The 16,737-nt window shown below is 40.8% G+C and carries 15 protein-coding genes; 13 read left to right on the forward strand and 2 right to left on the reverse strand.

Going from position 1 to position 16,737, the window contains the following annotated elements; genetic code table 11:
• Window positions 1-88 precede the first annotated feature (88 nt).
• The 11 genes from purC to AC6CHJ_RS03030 all read left to right on the forward strand — a co-directional run bounded on the left by purC (window position 89) and on the right by AC6CHJ_RS03030 (window position 11,674).
• Window positions 89-808 carry a phosphoribosylaminoimidazolesuccinocarboxamide synthase gene (gene purC, locus AC6CHJ_RS02980; protein ID WP_498287238.1) on the forward strand — a complete coding sequence of 240 codons (720 nt, stop codon included), beginning with the start codon at window positions 89-91 and terminating at the stop codon, window positions 806-808.
• A complete protein-coding gene (purS, locus tag AC6CHJ_RS02985) occupies window positions 801-1,055 on the forward strand; it encodes a phosphoribosylformylglycinamidine synthase subunit PurS (protein ID WP_147194494.1) in 255 nt (84 codons plus the stop codon). The genes purC and purS overlap by 8 nt, the downstream gene beginning before the upstream one ends.
• Entirely contained in the window at window positions 1,052-1,738 is a 687-nt protein-coding gene (gene purQ, locus AC6CHJ_RS02990; protein WP_498287240.1) for a phosphoribosylformylglycinamidine synthase subunit PurQ, read from the forward strand. Before purS ends, purQ begins: the two co-directional genes overlap by 4 nt.
• On the forward strand, window positions 1,722-3,944 hold the full coding sequence (purL, locus tag AC6CHJ_RS02995) for a phosphoribosylformylglycinamidine synthase subunit PurL (protein ID WP_498287242.1): 2,223 nt from the start codon (window positions 1,722-1,724) through the stop codon (window positions 3,942-3,944). The genes purQ and purL overlap by 17 nt, the downstream gene beginning before the upstream one ends.
• Window positions 3,929-5,365, forward strand: a complete 1,437-nt coding sequence (gene purF / locus AC6CHJ_RS03000; RefSeq protein ID WP_498287244.1) for an amidophosphoribosyltransferase — start codon at window positions 3,929-3,931, stop codon at window positions 5,363-5,365. Before purL ends, purF begins: the two co-directional genes overlap by 16 nt.
• A gap of 54 nt (window positions 5,366-5,419) precedes the next feature.
• On the forward strand, window positions 5,420-6,436 hold the full coding sequence (purM, locus tag AC6CHJ_RS03005; protein WP_498287246.1) for a phosphoribosylformylglycinamidine cyclo-ligase: 1,017 nt from the start codon (window positions 5,420-5,422) through the stop codon (window positions 6,434-6,436).
• The gene (gene purN, locus AC6CHJ_RS03010) at window positions 6,436-7,020 is read left to right on the forward strand and encodes a phosphoribosylglycinamide formyltransferase (RefSeq protein WP_498287247.1); all 585 of its coding nucleotides are present in this window, start codon (window positions 6,436-6,438) and stop codon (window positions 7,018-7,020) included. Before purM ends, purN begins: the two co-directional genes overlap by 1 nt.
• A gap of 11 nt (window positions 7,021-7,031) precedes the next feature.
• Window positions 7,032-8,567: a bifunctional phosphoribosylaminoimidazolecarboxamide formyltransferase/IMP cyclohydrolase gene (gene purH / locus AC6CHJ_RS03015; protein WP_498287249.1), complete on the forward strand. Its 1,536-nt coding sequence runs from the start codon at window positions 7,032-7,034 to the stop codon at window positions 8,565-8,567.
• A gap of 15 nt (window positions 8,568-8,582) precedes the next feature.
• Window positions 8,583-9,836, forward strand: coding sequence for a phosphoribosylamine--glycine ligase (gene purD, locus AC6CHJ_RS03020; RefSeq protein WP_498287251.1), 1,254 nt, complete (start codon window positions 8,583-8,585; stop codon window positions 9,834-9,836).
• A 204-nt stretch (window positions 9,837-10,040) separates the two neighbouring features.
• Entirely contained in the window at window positions 10,041-10,661 is a 621-nt protein-coding gene (locus tag AC6CHJ_RS03025; RefSeq protein ID WP_066784901.1) for a DUF47 domain-containing protein, read from the forward strand.
• Window positions 10,662-10,675: 14 nt separating this feature from the next.
• Window positions 10,676-11,674, forward strand: coding sequence for an inorganic phosphate transporter (locus tag AC6CHJ_RS03030; protein WP_147194472.1), 999 nt, complete (start codon window positions 10,676-10,678; stop codon window positions 11,672-11,674).
• 457 nt (window positions 11,675-12,131) lie between these two features.
• Here the strand turns inward: AC6CHJ_RS03030 and AC6CHJ_RS03035 are convergent, their stop codons facing one another.
• Both AC6CHJ_RS03035 and AC6CHJ_RS03040 read right to left on the reverse strand, forming a co-directional pair.
• Window positions 12,132-14,285 carry a YhgE/Pip domain-containing protein gene (locus AC6CHJ_RS03035; protein ID WP_498287253.1) on the reverse strand — a complete coding sequence of 718 codons (2,154 nt, stop codon included), beginning with the start codon at window positions 14,283-14,285 and terminating at the stop codon, window positions 12,132-12,134.
• 86 nt (window positions 14,286-14,371) lie between these two features.
• Window positions 14,372-14,524 (reverse strand): hypothetical protein, encoded by a 153-nt coding sequence (locus AC6CHJ_RS03040; RefSeq protein WP_173668467.1) that lies wholly within the window; start codon window positions 14,522-14,524, stop codon window positions 14,372-14,374.
• Window positions 14,525-14,672: 148 nt separating this feature from the next.
• Between AC6CHJ_RS03040 and AC6CHJ_RS03045 the strand changes: the two genes are divergently transcribed.
• Both AC6CHJ_RS03045 and AC6CHJ_RS03050 read left to right on the forward strand, forming a co-directional pair.
• Complete coding sequence (locus tag AC6CHJ_RS03045; RefSeq protein ID WP_498287255.1) at window positions 14,673-16,064, forward strand: aldehyde dehydrogenase; 1,392 nt, start codon at window positions 14,673-14,675, stop codon at window positions 16,062-16,064.
• Between the two features lie 47 nt (window positions 16,065-16,111).
• Window positions 16,112-16,711 carry an NDxxF motif lipoprotein gene (locus tag AC6CHJ_RS03050; protein WP_147194462.1) on the forward strand — a complete coding sequence of 200 codons (600 nt, stop codon included), beginning with the start codon at window positions 16,112-16,114 and terminating at the stop codon, window positions 16,709-16,711.
• Window positions 16,712-16,737 lie beyond the last annotated feature (26 nt).

The raw sequence follows: 16,737 nt of genomic DNA on the forward strand, positions 1-16,737 counted from the left end.
CACATATATTGAAATAGGTGTTTGACTATCTTTATGGCGTATTTTATCAATTATTTAGTCATACTATTCGGAAAATGGAGGGGCAGGAATGGAAAAGAGAGAGATGTTATATGAAGGGAAAGCAAAAAAGATATACGCAACAGATCAGGAAGATGTAGTCCTAATACAATATAAGGATGAAGCCACTGCTTTTAATGGGGAGAAAAAAGCAGAGATTGCAGGTAAAGGGGTTTTAAATAATTCGATTACAAGTTTGCTGTTTTCAAAGCTTCATAGCGAAAACATTCAATCTCATTTCATCCAGAAAATTTCCGAACGAGAGCACCTTGCAAAGAAAGTATCCATTATTCCATTGGAAGTGGTAGTGCGAAACAAAGCTGCCGGTAGCCTGTCCAAAAGGCTCGGTATAGCAGAGGGCGTGCCATTCTCTAAACCGCTTGTTGAATTTTACTATAAAGATGATGCATTGGGCGATCCACTGCTCAATGAAGATCATATTGAAGAACTGGCGATTGCTTCCACAGCGGATGTAATTTTGCTAAAACAGTATGCACAGCAGGTAAATGCAGTGTTGAGTGCTTTCTTTCAAGAACTTGGTATTACACTTATAGATTTTAAATTAGAGTTCGGCAAAACAGCAGACGGTAAAATTTTGCTTGCAGATGAAATATCGCCGGATACTTGTCGACTATGGGAAACAGCTACAAATAAAAAGCTAGATAAAGATGTCTTTCGCCGGGACTTAGGCAGTTTAACAGAAGCTTACCAAACGATTCTCATGAAATTGGAGGAAGAAATCCATGTATAAGGTACAAGTATATATTACATTGCGTGAAAGTGTATTAGATCCTCAAGGTTCGGCTGTAAAACAATCCTTGCATAGCCTTGGCTATAAAGGAGTTGAAGATATACGAATTGGTAAATATCTTGAACTTACCATTGATCAAAAAGAACAAGATATAGATGGTTTGGTCAATGAAGTGTGCCAGAAACTCCTGGCAAACACGGTGATTGAAGACTATCGCTACGATATCAAGGAGGTTGCCGCGCTATGAAGTTTGCTGTCATTGTATTTCCTGGTTCGAACTGTGATGCTGATATGTACCATGCCATCAAGGATGAGCTTGGTGAAGAGGTGGATTATGTTTGGCATACTGAAGACAATCTAGATCGCTATGATGGCATTTTGCTTCCTGGAGGATTTTCTTATGGAGACTACCTTCGAAGTGGGGCGCTTGCGCGTTTTTCAACTATCATGGAGCAGGTAGTTAAGGCAGCTGTGGAAGGGAAGCCTGTGCTTGGCATCTGCAATGGATTTCAAATTTTATTGGAAGCAGGCCTTTTACCTGGCGCGATGAGAAGAAATGAACAGCTTTCATTTATTTGCCGAAATGTGAAACTAAAAGTAGAAAACAGTCAGACTCCTTTCACCAATCTATATACAACTGGTGAAGTGCTTTCCATTCCGATTGCACATGGTGAAGGAAATTACTATTGCGATAATCAAACACTAGAAGAATTAAAAAAAGAAAATAGAATCCTGTTTACCTATCATGAAGAAAACCCGAATGGAAGCCTCGAGAATATTGCCGGCATTATGAATGCGAGAGGCAATGTGCTGGGTATGATGCCACATCCTGAACGAGCTGTAGATGCGCTCCTAGGATCAGAGGACGGGCTGAAGCTGTTCCAATCAATCGTTAAGAGCTGGAGGGAATCACATGTCGTTACTGCTTGAACCTACTGTTGAATCCATTAAAGAAAATCGTTTGTATGCTGAAATGGGATTATCTGATGAAGAATTTGCATTGGTTGAAAAAATTCTGGGACGCACGCCTAACTACACGGAAACAGGTCTTTTTTCTGTCATGTGGTCAGAACATTGCTCCTATAAAAATTCAAAGCTCATTTTAAAGAAGTTTCCTGTAACAGGCGAAAAAGTATTACAGGGACCAGGTGAAGGAGCAGGGATTGTCGATATCGGTGACGATTTAGCCGTTGTATTTAAAATCGAAAGCCACAATCATCCATCGGCTATCGAACCCTATCAAGGAGCTGCCACAGGTATAGGGGGTATTATCCGTGATGTCTTTTCGATGGGAGCACGCCCTATTGCTTTATTAAATTCGCTTCGTTTTGGAGAACTGCAAAATCCTCGTGTGAAATACCTGTTCAAAGAAGTAGTTGCAGGTATTGCAGGATATGGAAATTGCATTGGCATTCCAACAGTAGGAGGAGAAATCCAGTTTGATTCTTCCTATGAAGGCAATCCTCTTGTCAATGCGATGTGCGTCGGTTTAATTGCACATAAGGATATCAAAAAAGGCCAAGCGCATGGCATAGGGAATACTGTCATGTATGTAGGTGCAAAAACAGGACGCGATGGAATTCATGGAGCTACATTTGCTTCAGAGGAGCTTTCCCAAGCATCCGAAGAAAAACGCCCTGCCGTTCAAGTCGGTGATCCGTTTATGGAAAAACTATTGCTTGAGGCATGTCTTGAGCTTGTTCAATCAGATGCGCTTGTTGGCATACAAGATATGGGTGCAGCAGGTTTAACCAGTTCTTCTGCCGAAATGGCAAGCAAAGCTGGTTCTGGCATTGAAATGCATCTCGATCATGTTCCACAACGCGAAACAAATATGACCGCCTATGAAATGATGCTTTCCGAGTCACAGGAGCGCATGCTACTTGTTGTTAAAAAGGGTCGTGAAAACGAAATCGTCGAATTGTTTTCGAAATATGGCCTTGAAGCCGTATCTATTGGAAGAGTAACAGATGATCACCAATTGACACTATTCCATCAGGGCGAAAAAGTAGCACAGGTGCCGGTGGATGCACTTGCCGAGGATGCACCAGTCTATCATAAACCATCAAAAGAGCCGCAGTTTTTCCGCGATTTCCAAGCAATGAACGTAAAAGTTCCAGTGGTTACAGATTATAAAGAGACTCTTTTGAATCTTTTGGCACAGCCTACTATTGCCAGCAAAGAGTGGGTGTACAACCAATATGATTATATGGTGAGAACAAATACAGTCGTAGCGCCGGGCTCTGATGCCGCAGTTGTCCGCATTCGAGGAACGAAAAAGGCTCTTGCAATGACAACAGACTGCAATTCGCGTTACTTATACTTAGACCCTGAAAACGGAGGGAAAATCGCTGTAGCCGAAGCAGCTAGAAATATTGTATGTTCCGGCGGAGAGCCACTTGCTATTACAGATTGCTTGAATTTCGGCAACCCGGAAAAGCCAGAGATTTTCTGGCAGCTTGAGCAAGCGGCTGACGGAATGAGCGAAGCTTGCAGAACGCTGAAAACGCCGGTAATTGGCGGTAATGTTTCGCTCTACAATGAAACAAATGGTGAAGCAGTATACCCAACCCCTGTAGTAGGCATGGTAGGGCTTATTGAAGATACAGCACATATCACGACACAAACGTTTAAAGATGCGGGTGATTTGATTTATATCATCGGCGAGGCAAAGGAAGAGTTTGGTGGAAGTGAACTCCAAAAGATGGTAGAAGGAAAGATCTTTGGGAGTGCCCCAGCTATTGATTTAGAAATCGAACAAAAGCGCCAATCCCAATTGCTTCAAGCGATTCGATCAGGACTTGTTGCATCAGCTCATGACATTTCTGAAGGTGGGCTATCTATCGCACTGGCTGAATCATTATTTGGTCAAAATCAATTGGGAGTAAAAGTATCTATAAAAGGTATTGAAACAGCAGCACTCTTCGGTGAAACACAATCTCGTTTCCTTCTATCGATTAAGGAAGAGAATCAAGCTGCATTTGAAGCATTGATGGATGATGCTGTATGTCTCGGTAAAGTGACGTCCACACCAACGCTTATCGTTCATAACGAAAAGGGAGAGCTACTAATAGATGCGGCTGTCCAAGAATTGCAGGATGTGTGGAAAGGAGCAATCCCATGCTTGCTGAATTAAAGGGTTTAAATGAAGAATGCGGCGTATTTGGGATATGGGGCCATCAGGATGCAGCAAATATTACATATTACGGACTCCATAGCCTTCAACACAGAGGGCAAGAAGGCTGCGGAATGGTTTTAACAGATGGAAAAAATCTAACTGGTGCAAAAGGCGAAGGACTTGTCACAGAAATATTCACATCAGAAAAAATGCAAGGACTTTCTGGGCATGCGGCGATTGGACATGTACGTTATGCAACAGCAGGAGGTGGCGGATATGAAAATGTCCAGCCATTCCTCTTTAACTCACAAAGCGGTGGGCTTGCACTGGCACACAATGGAAATCTGGTGAATGCGGCACAGTTAAAAGATCAGCTGGAAGCACAGGGAAGCATTTTTCAGACCACTTCAGACACGGAAGTTCTTGCTCATCTAATTAAACGCGGTGGTTTTGCTGATTTGAAGACGCGTGTTAAAAATGCGCTTGGGATGTTAAAGGGAGCATATGCTTTTTTAATCATGACCGAGACGGAAATGATGGTAGCTCTTGATCCACATGGTCTTAGGCCATTGTCTTTAGGAAAGATTGGCGATGCGGTTGTTGTAGCTTCTGAAACATGCGCCTTAGACATCGTCGGCGCTCAATTTATACGGGATATTGAACCGGGTGAGCTTGTGATCATTAATGAGGAAGGCATTCATTCTGAGAGATTCGCACATGCGACACAGCGCTCGATGTGTTCAATGGAATATGTTTATTTCTCTCGTCCTGACAGCAATGTAGATGGAATTAATGTTCATACAGCGCGTAAAAATTTGGGGAAACAGCTGGCGCTAGAATCAGTGATCCATGCAGATGTCGTGACGGGGGTACCCGATTCTGGCGTTTCAGTAGCGATTGGCTATGCGGAAGCATCTGGTATTCCATACGAGATGGGCCTCATAAAAAACCGTTATGTCGGACGAACATTTATCCAGCCATCACAGTCTCTTCGGGAGCAAGGGGTGAAAATGAAGCTCTCACCTGTGAGAGGGGTTGTAGAAGGTAAACGTGTAGTCATGGTCGATGATTCGATCGTACGAGGAACAACAAGCAAACGAATTGTAGCCATGCTGAAAGAAGCGGGGGCGAAAGAAGTGCATGTTTGTATCAGCTCACCGCCTATTAAAAATCCTTGCTTTTATGGTATCGATACATCGACGCAAGACGAACTGATCGCATCGAAACTGTCAGTCGAGGAGCTGCGTGAATTGATTGGAGCAGACTCGCTTACTTTCTTAAGTGTAGAGGGCATGGTCAAGGGAATTGGTAGGCCTTATGCAGATGGAGGGCAATGCTTAGCATGTTTTACAGGCCAATACCCAACGGAAATTTATCCGGCATCAGAACCTGTATCAGAAAATCTAACAGTAGAAGAAGTAAAATTGGGAGCTAACTGACGCTCAAACAATTAATATTGGTAAAAAATAGAAATGCTAAAAAGGAGTCATTCCATGGCAAATGCATACAAACAAGCTGGTGTAGATATTGAAGCCGGCTATGAATCCGTAGAACGCATGAAAAAACATGTGGCAAGAACGATGAGGCCAGAAGTGATGAGTGGACTTGGCGGCTTCGGCGGACTATTTGACCTTTCCACACTAGGTTTAAAGGAACCTGTCTTAGTATCAGGTACAGATGGCGTTGGGACAAAGCTTCTTCTAGCGATGAAGATGGGACGCCATGACACAATCGGCATTGACTGTGTCGCAATGTGTGTAAACGATATTGTCGTACAGGGAGCACAGCCACTTTATTTTCTTGATTATATTGCGTTGGGCAAAGCTGTGCCGGAACGTATTGAAGACATTGTAAAAGGAATTGCAGAGGGCTGTGAGCAAGCAGGTTGTGCATTGATCGGTGGCGAAACAGCTGAAATGCCTGGCATGTATGATGCGGATGAATATGATGTGGCTGGTTTCGCTGTAGGGGCGTGCGAGAAATCTCAATTAATCACAGGAGCATCCATCCAGCCTGGCGATGCGATTATTGGACTTGCTTCAAGCGGCATTCATAGTAATGGGTTTTCGTTAGTACGAAAAGTTGTTGAAGATATGCCTTTGGATCAGTATGTTGAGGAGATTGATGGAGTACTAGGCGATGTGCTGCTTACACCTACGAGAATTTACGTAAGAGCTATTCAGGCTGCGATGCAAGAATTTGAAATCAAAGGAATGGCCCATATTACAGGTGGAGGTTTTGTAGAAAATCTCCCTCGCATGCTGCCTGCCGGAGTAGGAGCAGTTGTGAAACTCGACACCTGGAAGGTTCACCCAATATTTTCTTTATTGCAGAAAAAAGGGCAAATCTCAACACATGAAATGTACCAAATCTTTAATATGGGCATTGGTTTGGCTGTGATCGTGAAACGTGAAGACGCCGAACGTGCTGTAGCTCATTTTAAAAAATCAGGTGAAGAAGCCTATATTATTGGCGAAACAGTTGCAGGGGAAGGAGTGTCGTTTGCCTAATGAAAAAAATTGCTATTTTTGCATCAGGCAACGGCTCAAACTTTCAATCCATCATGGAAGCTGAAGCAAAGAAAGAACTAAAAATAAAAACGTCCCTTCTTGTCTGTGATCATCACGAGGCTTATGTTCTACAACGTGCCCAAGGCTTGGGGATTCCTATTTTTTGCTTTAATCCAAAGGAATACGAAGGTAAAAAAGCATATGAAGAAGTAATCCTAGAGCATTTACTTGCAGAAGGCGTGGACTATCTCATTTTAGCAGGCTATATGCGCCTTATTGGGCCGACCATTCTACGGGAATACGAAGGACGAATCATTAATATCCATCCTTCACTACTACCAGCTTTTCCTGGTAAAGATGCAATAGGGCAGGCACTTGATGCAAAGGCAAAGGAGACAGGCGTCACCGTCCATTATGTGGACGAAGGCATGGATACAGGACCTGTCATTGCACAGGAGTCCGTGCGAATTTATGAGAATGACACGGAAGAATCGTTGAAGAAACGTATTCAAATAGTAGAGCACCGTCTTTATCCATCTGTATTAAAAGAACTATTTCAACAAGAACATGTAAACATAGGTTGAGGAGGAATCATATGTCTAAACGAGCATTGCTGAGTGTATCAGATAAAAAAGGGATTATTGATTTTGCGAAGGGTTTAAAGAATGCTGGATTTGAAATTATTTCAACAGGTGGTACAAAAAAGGCACTATTGGACGAGGGCATTGAAGTGACAGGCATCAGTGAAGTGACCGGTTTTCCTGAAATTTTGGAAGGACGAGTAAAGACACTCCACCCAATGGTTCATGGAGCACTGTTAGCAAAGCATGGTGAAGAAAGCCATCTTCGTCAGATAGAAGAGCATGGCATCGCACCCATTCAGCTTGTTTGCGTCAATTTATATCCATTCCAACAAACCATTGAAAAACCAGATGTAACTTGGGAAGAAGCCATCGAGAATATTGACATCGGAGGACCATCGATGCTTCGATCAAGTGCTAAAAACCATCAATATGTTACGGCGGTTGTTGACCCAGCAGATTATGAAGGCATCCTTTTAGAATTAGCCCATACAGGAAGTGTTTCATTTGAAACAAATCGGAAGCTAGCTGCGAAGGTTTTTCGCCATACAGCAGCCTATGACACGATGATTGCCCAATATATGACAGAACTATCAGGGGAGGAAAATCCGGAAAGCCTAACAGTGACTTACCAATTAAAACAATCCTTACGTTATGGAGAGAATCCACATCAGAAAGCTGCTTTCTATGAAAAGCCACTAGGCTCTCTTTTCTCAATCGCTAAAGCAAAACAGCTTCATGGAAAAGCACTTTCCTACAACAATATCAATGATGCAGACGCGGCCATTCAAATTGCAAAGGAATTTGCAGAACCCGCGGCGGTTGCTGTGAAGCATAGTAATCCTTGTGGTGTAGGTACAGGTGACACAATAGCCGAAGCTTTTGCTAAGGCGTTTGAAGCAGATGAAACTTCTATTTTCGGAGGAATAGTGGCTTTAAATCGAACAGTTGATGTGAAAACTGCTGAGAAACTCAGCGGCATTTTCTTGGAAATTATTATCGCTCCTTCATTTACACCAGAAGCGCTCAATCTCTTAAAAGCGAAGAAGAATATTCGTCTGTTAACCATCCCATTTGAGGCTGGTTCAAATGTAGAAAGAAGAATCTCTTCCATTGAAGGCGGGCTGTTGGTACAAGATAGTGATAATGCCAAGCTGGATGAAACGACAACTACAGTGCCTACAAAACGGAAGCCGACTGAAACAGAGTGGCAGGCGTTGAAATTTGGCTGGAAGGTTGTGAAACATGTTAAATCCAATGCAATTGTTGTCTCCAACGATCAAATGACACTTGGTGTGGGAGCAGGTCAAATGAACCGAATAGGCGCAGCTAGCATCGCCTTAGAACAGGCAGGAGAAAAAGCAGCAGGCAGTATTATGGCTTCAGATGCCTTTTTCCCAATGGAGGACACAGTAGAAGCTGCTGCTAAAGCGGGCATTACGGCCATTATTCAGCCTGGAGGTTCTATTAGAGATATGGATTCTATACAAAAAGCGGATGAATATGGAATTGCCATGGTATTCACAGGTGTTCGACATTTTAAACATTAACAATGAGGTGATTGGATGAAGGTACTTGTAGTGGGACGTGGTGGCAGAGAACACGCTATTGCAAGAAAACTTGCGGAGAGCGAGCATGTTGATAGAGTTTTTGTAGCACCAGGAAACCCAGGAATGGCCGATGTTGCTGAACTATGTAACGTCCATGAAAATGACCATATCGGACTTATCGCATTTGCAAAAGAAAATCAAATTACTTTCACTATTGTAGGTCCTGAAATACCTTTAATGGAGGGTCTAGTAGACGATTTTGAGGCGGCTGGACTGCGTGCGTTTGGACCTTCAAAGCTAGCGGCAGAGATTGAAGGAAGCAAATCATATGCAAAGGATCTAATGAAAAAATACAGCATCCCCACAGCACATTATAAAACTTTTACTGACTTTGCTCTTGCTAAATCTTACATTATGGAAAAAGGGGCACCAATTGTATTGAAAGCAGATGGCCTAGCTGCTGGTAAAGGTGTAGTAGTGGCTATGACAGAAGAAGAGGCGCTGCAGGCATTGTCAGAATTAACATGCGAAAAATTGGTGATCGAAGAATTTTTAGAAGGAGAGGAGTTTTCCTTCATGGCTTTTGTAAATGGAGAAAAAGTGTACCCATTGGCTATTGCACAGGACCACAAACGAGCTTTTGATGGAGATGCGGGCCCGAATACGGGAGGAATGGGGGCATACTCGCCTGTTCCACAAATTTCAAAAGAGATCGTGCAGGAAGCGCTTGATCATATTTTGATGCCGACCGCAAAAGCGATGGCTACAGAAGGACGCCCATTTACTGGTGTACTGTATGCCGGGCTAATTTTAACCGATGCTGGTCCTAAAGTGATTGAATTTAACGCTCGGTTTGGTGATCCGGAAACACAAGTGGTCTTGCCACGTCTTGGTTCTGATTTAGCAGAGGCCATCGAAGCTGTTTTAGATGGACGAGACATGGAGCTAGAATGGAAAGAAGAGGCAGTGCTAGGCGTAGTTGTTGCAGCTGAAGGCTATCCAAGAGATTATACAAAAGGAATTTCACTTGATGGAATGGAAACAATATCTTCTGATGTACATATCTATCATGCTGGAACAGCTCAATCTAAAGACGGTAAATGGATTTCAGATGGCGGAAGAATTCTAGTTGTTGCAGCTGAAGGAACTGATTTGGAGGATGCACATAAAACAGTGTATGAAGAAATTAAAAAAATAAAGAACGATGGCTTGCATTGGCGAAATGATATCGGCAACCGAGCATTGAAACTGAACCAGCCCGCACTCTAAGCGGCTGGTTTTTTTGTTGTTGAAGTTTATATTCAGGTTTATAAGAGAATAAAATCGAAATTATTGAAAAAGTTAGTAAGTAATGTTACAGGATTGTAAATGTTCTATTAAGTAGTGTAAATTTACAAGCAATTTATTTTAATTACTGATATGCTATTTTTGCAAACAGCACATAGTATATACTAACTTTTTCAGGGGGATTTTATGTTTAGTCGAAAGAAAGTAGATCCATTTTTTGATGCCTTAGTTAAAATATCAGTGAATGTACAAGAAGCCTTGCATTTTGCCAATGATTTTCGAATTAAAAATTTTGAGGATCTACAGGAAATTAGCACAAAAATGAAAAAGTATGAAACTGACGGTGACACGTTGATTCATGAGTTAATTGTGATGTTGAATAAATCGTTTATGACTCCAATTGAACGTGAAGATATTTTGGCACTAGCCAACAGCATGGATGATGTACTGGACGGCATGGAAGAATGTATTGCACATTTTGATATGTTTGCGTTAACAGATATTGATGAATCTATGAATACATTTATCGAATATATTGTGAAGAGTACAGATGAAATTGTGAAAGCAATGGAGAAATTGCAAAATAAAAATCTAACAAGCATGCGTGAAAATGCAATTTTAATAAAAGATTACGAAAGTAAATGTGATGAAGTACTGCGTGTATCCATTAAACAGTTATTCTTACATGAAAAAGACCCAATCCGCATTATTCAATTTAAAGATATTTACGAGCAACTAGAAGATATTGCGGATGAATGTCAAAAAGTAGCAAATACAATGGAAACCATCATTATGCGTAATGCATAGAAAGTGAGTGCAGCATGGATTCAATCATACTATTAACAGTTCTCGTTGTTATTTTCGCTTTAGCATTTGATTTTATCAATGGGTTCCACGATACAGCTAATGCGATTGCCACTTCAGTATCCACAAGAGCATTATCGCCAAAAGTAGCTGTTATGATGGCTGCTGTAATGAACTTTATCGGAGCTATCACTTTTACAGGAGTTGCGAAAGCCATTACCAAGGATATTGTCGATCCTTTCGCCTTAGAGAATGGGTCAGTGGTAATTCTCGCAGCATTAATAGCAGCGATTATATGGAATTTAGTGACATGGTATTTCGGTATTCCATCTAGTTCCTCGCATGCCATCATTGGATCGATTGCAGGTGCAGCCATTGCAGCTGCAGGCTTTAGCATCTTGAATTACGGTGGTTTCCTTAAAATTTTGGAAGCATTGCTTCTTTCGCCGTTCATTGCTATTGCAATGGGGTTCATTGTGATGTCTCTTTTCAAAGTCATCTTTAAAAAGGCACATCTTTATAAGACCAATAAAGGGATCCGCTACTTGCAAATTTGTACAGCAGCGATTCAATCATTTACACACGGCACCAATGATGCCCAAAAAGCTATGGGTATTATGACAATGGCGTTAATTGCTGCAGGCTGGCAAACAGGCGATGAAATTCAAACATGGGTGCGGATTGCAGCAGCCACAGCGATGGGGTTAGGTACGTCTATCGGAGGCTATAAAATTATCAAAACCGTAGGCGGCAAAATTATGAAGCTTCGCCCAATTAATGGTGCTGCTGCAGACTTAGCATCCGCATCCATTATCTTCGGTGCGACGCTGATCCATTTGCCTGTAAGTACAACTCATGTTATTTCTTCATCTATTATGGGTGTAGGCGCGGCACAACGAGTAAAAGCCGTTAAATGGGGAGTAGCCCGCAAAATTGTTATGACATGGATTATTACGATGCCAACGTCGGCTGCCTTAGCTGCCATTTGTTATTTTATACTAAACTTAATATTTTAATAGAATTAGGCTGTCAATCTCTTTTGGAGTTGGCAGTTTTTATTGTGTATGGATTGTTTGTATGTAGAATAACTTTGGAGGTTTTCTCTGAAGAAAAAGATGGTATGGAATTTCAAATCAAAATAAAAAAGCAGGCGCTCATCTGCCTGCTAATAGAAAAGAACTCCCAGCAATCCGTGCTGTTATGGAGTTCCTTTTTGTGATGATTTACGAATAAATCTCACGTAGGTTTGGCACCTAATTGTATATTATAGTACGGTTTTTAAAAAAGACAAGCTATTTTTACTGAAATGAATCATTTGTAGGATAAAGTGCAAACAAAAGCCTTGCACAGGAATTGTGCAAGGCTCTTATTTGAGATTATTGAGTCTTACTTGTGTAAGAATCTCCATCTATCATAATTTTCAAAACATCAAATGTCAATACGTTGTATCGTTTTGATGTGAAATACGTAGATTTAGTGGAATAAACCAGATTTTCTGGATTTCTCGGTCATTTTTAAAGTCATGGTTTGCATTTGCTTTTTAAAAATACTTCCAAATAACAGGATAAATAGCAAGACGCCACCTAGGAAGGTTAAGTCTAAAATGACCTTCTGCCAAATGATCCCGCCAATAGATTCTCTAGCCAAGGAAATCGCGTAGGTAAAGGGAAGGTAAGGATTAATGATCTGGAAAAACTTGGGTAGCAAAACGACAGGATATGTTCCTCCTGAACCTGCCAGCTGCAATACAAGCAGGACAATGGATAAGGCTTTTCCGATATTTCCGAAGACTGAAACGAGCGTGTAAACAATGGTCATGAATACAATGCTGATAAATAAGCTAAAGAGTAAAAAAGGAAGCGGTGCTTGTACGGAGACTTTTAAGAGGAAAAGGTCGCCTAATACAATAATTAGCGCTTGCAAAAGGCCAATCGTCCAAAATGTCAGCAGCTTACCAAAGTATACTTCTCGAACAGTATATTGCTTATCCTCTACGTCTGTCGCCAATAATGAAACAAGCAGTAGTCCGCCAACCCAAATGGCCAAGACAGAATAAAACGGAGCCATGCCAGTGCCATAATTAGGGATAGGGAATACGCGATGTTCTTTCATCTTAATAGGTTCTTCAAAAAAGGTCTTTTCAGCGGTCGGATTATTGATGAGCAATTGGATGACACTGTTAAGATTTGTTTCTTTCTCGAAACTGCGTATTTGATTGGCGAGCTTTTGTACACGACTATGAATAAGCGGATAATCAGCAATTGCTTTTTGCAATCCTTGGTTGGTGCTAGCTAATGCACTATCAGATACGTTTAATAAGCGTGTTATTTCAGGGAAAGTGGACTGGATATCTGTCAATATACCCTTCGCTCCTGTTAGCATCTCTTTTATATGGTTGATATGTGAATCGATTGTAGGTTGAATAACATTGTCGAATTCATTCGTAAAATTCGTTAGGCCAGTGAGGGCAGTATCTGAAAACTCCCGTAGCTTTCCAACCCTTTGAGAAAGCCCTTGTACTTGGTCTGTGTTTGATTGTATATTTTGCTGCAGGGTTTCCATGGCTTGTTGAGCATTGGCTGTTTGCTGTAAAGCTTTGTCTAACGCTTGACGGTCCTCCGTTGTTTGTTGATTATTGCTGTTTTGTTGCAGTGTTGTCAGGACAGTGTGAATAGCGGTCAATCTTTCAAGTGCAGTACTCGCTTGCTGGTTCAGTTTATTATGCATATCAGTCAAAGTGGCAGGCGTGAAGTTATCGTTGTTTAAGGCTGTAATGAGATCTTGGGCAGATGTAGCAATATGCTGGATTTTTTCAACATCATTTCTTACTTGGGGTTTGAGCGAATTTATTTTTGTTTCTGCATTATTGATGAAAGTTAATGTCTGATTGATCGTGGAAAGACCATCTTGTGTTAAAGCCTTTGCTTCTGGCAAATCCTTTTTAGCTTTTTGAAGAATTTGACCAGCGCTATTGAGGTCCTTTTGCGCTCGTTGAAGCTTGTTGAAAATAGACGGTAAATCTCTTTCTAGAGTGAAAACCAAATTTTTAAAGTTTTCGATATCAGGCAATTCTTCCTGCATCGTTACGCCAAGCCTGTTCATAATATCAAAGATAATACCATTCACTGTTCCGATAAATTTGCTGCTCATTGATTCGACTAAAACACTAGCACCTTTGCTGGTGATTTTCGGAGCAATAGAATTAATCTTTTCGTTTACAAAGTAATCCATCTTGGCGCGTTGGGGCTGCCCGCTTGTGACAGTCGCTAGTTCCTTAGAAAACCCTTTAGGAATGATGATGACAGAGAAATAGTCTCCATTATTCAAACGATCCAACGCCTTAGTCCTTGTTGTAAACTTCCAATCCATATCATGATTGCCTTTTAGTTGCTCTACTAATTCCTTCCCTGCATTAAACGAGCGGTTCCCAGCTGTTGCTCCTTGATCTTCATTAACAATAGCAACGGGGATCTGATTGGTTTTTCCGTAAGGATCCCAAGAAGCAGCGATATTAAGCCAAGCATAAAGAGAGGGTAGAATAATTAGCCCCAATATGATAATGGCTGAACTACTGTTTATGACAATATTTTTTATATCTCTTTTATAAATTTGGATACTTTTGTTCATTCCTGTCTCCACCTTTTTTTGAAAGTGAAAAAAGCATGTATACGGATAGTTGCGTATACATGCTTGAAGTAAGATGAAGGTATATGTTAGATCGTTAACTCATCTTGTCGTTCAAAACGTTCTGTATTTTGCAAATACAAAAATCCTTCATCTTCTAGCTCCTGTTGACGTTCCAGTGATAGTCCAATTGATAAATCCCCTGAAAATAAAGATTCCCACCAAGTGTCTGTTTTTATCATATTAATGACTCCCTTCGCGACTAGTATTCATTTTTCACAAATGGTACAATTTGAAAAAAGACAGTGCGTACTGGCAAAATCAACATTCTATTTAGCTGAAATTAGTATGGATAAGTTGGTTTTTTTTATACTTTGTAGGAGGGATTTTATGGCGAATTTTACTGTACAAGATATTGAAAACATGATCGCTTTGCAACGAGAATATTATATGTCGGGTGCAACAAAAACACTGGAATTCCGTAGGGAACAGTTAAAGAAATTAAAGGGATCCATTCAACGAAACGAAAAAGAAATAATGAGCGCTTTAAATCAAGATTTACATAAGAGTGAGTTTGAGGCTTACTCGACAGAAGTCGGTATTGTATTAGAAAGCATCAGTTTTATGCTGAAGTATTTAGAAGAATGGATGCATCCTATAGCTGTTCCTACTCCGATCTATTTCCAACCTGCCAAAAGCATGGTGGTTCGAGAACCATATGGTGTTTCATTAATCATTGGCCCATTTAATTATCCATTCCAGCTTGTCATGGAGCCGTTGATTGGCGCCATTATTGGTGGAAATACAGCAATTGTGAAGCCAACAGAGTCTGCTCCACACACAGCAGCTGTCATACAAAAAATAGTTGAAGAAACATTTGAAGAACGTTATGTACGTATGGTAGAGGGCGAAGTGGAGGAAACATCCATACTTATCCATGCACCTTTTGATTTTGTGTTTTTCACAGGCAGTGTAGGAGTAGGGAAAATCGTAGCCAAAGCATGTGCCGAACGATTAACACCACACGTGCTTGAGCTAGGTGGTAAAAGCCCGGTCATTGTAGATCATACAGCTAATATTGAAGTAGCAGTAAAACGTATTGTGTGGGGGAAATTTTTAAATGCAGGCCAAACATGTGTGGCACCGGATTATGTGCTTGTCCACGAATCAGTGAAAGTAACATTCATCCGCCATTTGAAAAAAACGCTGCAAAAGTTTTATGGCTCCAATCCACAAGAGAGTCCGGACTTTGGACGTATTATCAATGCTAAGCAGTTCGATCGGCTGAATCAACTGCTCACAAAGGAAAAGGAACATCTCTTGTTTGGCGGGAATGTAGACAGAGAAGATTTGTATATTGAACCTACTGTTTTACAAGATATTAGATGGGATAATCCTGTGATGGAAGATGAGATTTTTGGTCCGATCCTTCCTTTATTAGTGTATGATGATTTGCCTGAGGCTATATATCGGATCAAGCAGAAGCCAAAACCGCTTGCGGCTTATTTCTTTTCTGAGACCGAAAAAGCCATTCAATACTTTTTAGATGAATTGCCGTTTGGCGGAGGGTGCATTAATGATACGATGGCACATGTCGGGAATACCCACCTGCCATTTGGGGGAGTTGGTCCGTCAGGTATCGGCAATTATCACGGTAAGGCTAGTTTTGAATGCTTTACACATCCAAAATCTATTCTTAAACGATCTAGTAAACTAGCGAATAATTTATTGTATCCACCTTATAAGCAAAAGGCAAAGTTGATTCGCACTGTTTTGCGATAAAGGACAAATGAGAAATCTCTATGCTTAAGGGGGAGAAGAATAAATATATGAGGAAAATTGTTTATGGCTTCTTAATTGTATGTGCACTGAGTGGTTGTTCTCAGAAAGAATATATCGATGATGCGGAAGACGATACACCACTTATAGCAGATGTGAAAATTCCGCGTACTGTTTTCAATTCAACCAAAAAAAACCAAACTCTTAACAAAGAGGAAATGAAACGTAGCATACAAACCTACCTAGATAGTGATGAAAAATTAGAACGTGCTAGTGAACCATTTGAGGACAATATTTATGACGGTGAGAAATTATCTAAAAGTGAATCAAAAAAGCTGAACAGGATTAACAAGCTTATAAAAGAAAATGATGAATCATTCTCACAATATATCTCGAATAATACTTTACCGGAAGGGTATCAAGAAGAATCTGAAAGAATCAGTCGTTATATAACGGCTTCAAACGAATATATTCATGAATTAAACACAATAATTGATAAGGTTAGTGATGGGGATTTTTCTAAATTAAACATTGGTTCACTCATTGAGAAAAATGGGGTAGTCAATGGCAAAGAACAGAAAAAAATAGAAGCATTCCTTGATAAGGAAAATATTCAAACAATAGCATTTGGACGTGAAGGTACTAAATAGAGAGATTAGTTTTTAGGCTATCGGAG

It is taken from the genome of Rummeliibacillus sp. GQ308, from assembly GCF_059759115.1.

Bases quoted from the DNA above. Each gene is read 5' to 3' on its own strand.
- purC (WP_498287238.1), top strand. From the start codon at position 89: ATGGAAAAGAGAGAGATGTTATATGAAGGGAAAGCAAAAAAGATATAC.
- purS (WP_147194494.1), top strand. From the start codon at position 801: ATGTATAAGGTACAAGTATATATTACATTGCGTGAAAGTGTATTAGAT.
- purQ (WP_498287240.1), top strand. From the start codon at position 1,052: ATGAAGTTTGCTGTCATTGTATTTCCTGGTTCGAACTGTGATGCTGAT.
- purL (WP_498287242.1), top strand. From the start codon at position 1,722: ATGTCGTTACTGCTTGAACCTACTGTTGAATCCATTAAAGAAAATCGT.
- purF (WP_498287244.1), top strand. From the start codon at position 3,929: ATGCTTGCTGAATTAAAGGGTTTAAATGAAGAATGCGGCGTATTTGGG.
- purM (WP_498287246.1), top strand. From the start codon at position 5,420: ATGGCAAATGCATACAAACAAGCTGGTGTAGATATTGAAGCCGGCTAT.
- purN (WP_498287247.1), top strand. From the start codon at position 6,436: ATGAAAAAAATTGCTATTTTTGCATCAGGCAACGGCTCAAACTTTCAA.
- purH (WP_498287249.1), top strand. From the start codon at position 7,032: ATGTCTAAACGAGCATTGCTGAGTGTATCAGATAAAAAAGGGATTATT.
- purD (WP_498287251.1), top strand. From the start codon at position 8,583: ATGAAGGTACTTGTAGTGGGACGTGGTGGCAGAGAACACGCTATTGCA.
- AC6CHJ_RS03025 (WP_066784901.1), top strand. From the start codon at position 10,041: ATGTTTAGTCGAAAGAAAGTAGATCCATTTTTTGATGCCTTAGTTAAA.
- AC6CHJ_RS03030 (WP_147194472.1), top strand. From the start codon at position 10,676: ATGGATTCAATCATACTATTAACAGTTCTCGTTGTTATTTTCGCTTTA.
- AC6CHJ_RS03035 (WP_498287253.1), bottom strand. From the start codon at position 14,285: ATGAACAAAAGTATCCAAATTTATAAAAGAGATATAAAAAATATTGTC.
- AC6CHJ_RS03040 (WP_173668467.1), bottom strand. From the start codon at position 14,524: ATGATAAAAACAGACACTTGGTGGGAATCTTTATTTTCAGGGGATTTA.
- AC6CHJ_RS03045 (WP_498287255.1), top strand. From the start codon at position 14,673: ATGGCGAATTTTACTGTACAAGATATTGAAAACATGATCGCTTTGCAA.
- AC6CHJ_RS03050 (WP_147194462.1), top strand. From the start codon at position 16,112: ATGAGGAAAATTGTTTATGGCTTCTTAATTGTATGTGCACTGAGTGGT.